We start from the raw sequence: 1,969 nt of genomic DNA, 5'->3' as shown, positions 1-1,969 counted from the left end.
CGCGGGGTGGAGCAGCCCGGTAGCTCGTCAGGCTCATAACCTGAAGGTCGTAGGTTCAAATCCTACCCCCGCAACCACCGAAGTACTGAAAAGCCTCTCTGCGAAAGCGGAGGGGCTTTTTTGCGTTCTAGAGCATTTTGCGTTCAGTGTGGGTCATATCCGGCCGCCTTGAAATATTTCTGGCATTCCTGTTCTGAGTATAAGGAGCATATGTCACCAACGGCTTTCCAGAGTTGATCTATTGTCCTTACAGCTTTCGCCCTGAGGTGTGCTTTGAGTTTCGAGAAGGCCATCTCAATGGGATTGAGGTCGGGAGAGTATGGCGGCAGGAACAAAAGCCATGCGCCTTTTGCCCGGATCATTTTTTCAGCTTTAGGGCTTTTATGACTGGATAGATTATCCATGATCACCACGTCGCCGGGGTTCAGGGTCGGTGCCAATTGAGTTTCGACCCATGTCTCGAAGATTTCCCGGTTCATGGGACGATCAATGATCCATGGTGCGGTCAGACCTGTTGAGCGAAGTCCGGCAATAAAAGTCTGCGTCTTCCAATGGCCGAAAGGCGCATCAGCTTTCAGGCGTTGGCCTTTCTGACTGCGTCCGCGCAGGCGAACCATCTTTGTATTGGTCCCTGTTTCATCGACAAAGATCAGACGATGAGCGGCTTTTGCCATAAGCGGTTGGCGTTTCTTCTTCCAAACTTCACGCGCTTTTGAAACGTCCAACCGTTTCTGTTCCGTCGCCAACAACGTTTTTTTTATATGTATATCCTTGACGAATGAACCAGCGGGATACAGAAGATAAATGCACCCTGGTGCCCAGATCCTCAAGCTCCCGGCACAGTTCAGCCATGCTGATGTCAGGACTTTCCTCAATCCGGCGGATCAGAAAATCCCGATGACCATCCAGCTTGGAATAACGCCAACCACCATCCGGTTTTGGAGTGGAAATACCTTCTCTTGTCCAGTCATCCAGCCACCGGATTACGCAACTGGGTGAAAGCCCGAATTGGCGAGCTGCAGATCGACGAGAATGCCCCGCTTCAACATAACGAATAATTCGCTCTCTAAGATCAACTGAGTAGGCCTGCCCCATCACGCTCCTCCATTCACTACCCCATAAAGACAGTGAATCAGAGATCAAATGATTTGAGAACCCCCTAAATGATTCCTACTGAACGCAAACCGCTCTAGATAGCAAGACAGGTCGGGCTGTCTTGCGTGTCCTTCAAGACGTAAATGAGAAACTTAACACGACAGTAATGATCATCACTCATGCTGCATCCACGGCAGACAGAGATGGTCAATCAGAAATGCCCCTTGGTTTTGAGGAAGCGACTTTTATCGGCTGCACTCCCCTTCACAAACGATCTTCCGCTCCATATCCGTGAAGACATTTGTGCCTGCTCGCTGGCAGCCAAGTCTCTCCTTGCAACAAAACAAGGAGATCATTATGACCAACATTTATCACGCCACCCCTTACGATATTTCAGCGACAGGCTTCTATTTCAAAACCCTTGAGGATTACACCGAACAAGCTGCTACGCACCGGAATGAATATGGCGATCCGGTCGAGGAATATGAGATCCAGTTCATCGACGGTGACAATTGCGCGCTATTCAGAGCCTTGAATGTGGATCAAGCCAATTTGGCACAGTGGTTCGGGAGCTTTGAAGACTTGGAGGGGGATGAGGCTATCAAAGCACTTTATCTGGCTGAAGATTTGCACTGCACTATGAATAATCTGTTGGATAAGCTGGACGATGTAATGCTCTATGAAGGTACAGCGCAGGACTATTGCTGGGACTATCTGCAAGACTGCGGCATTCTTGAGCAAATTCCCGAGCACCTCCGGTTCTATTTTGACGATGAAGCCTATGCCCGCGATATGGTTTTAAACGGCGATATTACTGAGTTTCGTGCTGATAACACGGATTATATTGTCTGGGGGGTGCTGATGTATTGATATC

Annotated in this window: 3 protein-coding genes and 1 tRNA gene; 3 read left to right on the top strand and 1 reads right to left on the bottom strand. The window is 49.2% G+C overall.

What is annotated here, in order from left to right; all coding sequences use genetic code 11:
* A tRNA-Met gene (locus Q0241_RS00445) sits at window positions 1–77 on the top strand.
* Window positions 78–143: 66 nt separating this feature from the next.
* Here Q0241_RS00445 and Q0241_RS00440 read toward each other — a convergent pair.
* A protein-coding gene (locus Q0241_RS00440) for an IS630 family transposase (RefSeq protein ID WP_299371384.1) occupies window positions 144–1,095 on the bottom strand; the annotation gives its coding sequence in 2 pieces (ribosomal slippage) (window positions 144–758 and window positions 760–1,095; 951 coding nt in all).
* A gap of 121 nt (window positions 1,096–1,216) precedes the next feature.
* On the opposite strand from Q0241_RS00440, the gene Q0241_RS00435 reads away from it, so the two are divergent.
* Window positions 1,217–1,390: a hypothetical protein gene (locus Q0241_RS00435; RefSeq protein WP_299371381.1), complete on the top strand. Its 174-nt coding sequence runs from the start codon at window positions 1,217–1,219 to the stop codon at window positions 1,388–1,390.
* A 62-nt stretch (window positions 1,391–1,452) separates the two neighbouring features.
* Window positions 1,453–1,965: an antirestriction protein ArdA gene (locus Q0241_RS00430; protein ID WP_299371378.1), complete on the top strand. Its 513-nt coding sequence runs from the start codon at window positions 1,453–1,455 to the stop codon at window positions 1,963–1,965.
* Window positions 1,966–1,969 lie beyond the last annotated feature (4 nt).

This window comes from uncultured Kiloniella sp. (assembly GCF_937128705.1).
Lineage (GTDB): Bacteria > Pseudomonadota > Alphaproteobacteria > Kiloniellales > Kiloniellaceae > Kiloniella.
This window is presented reverse-complemented; position numbering and strand designations above follow the sequence as displayed.

What these genes read in the sequence shown, in the direction of transcription:
- Q0241_RS00430 (WP_299371378.1), top strand. Translation starts at nt 1,453, where the DNA reads ATGACCAACATTTATCACGCCACCCCTTACGATATTTCAGCGACAGGC.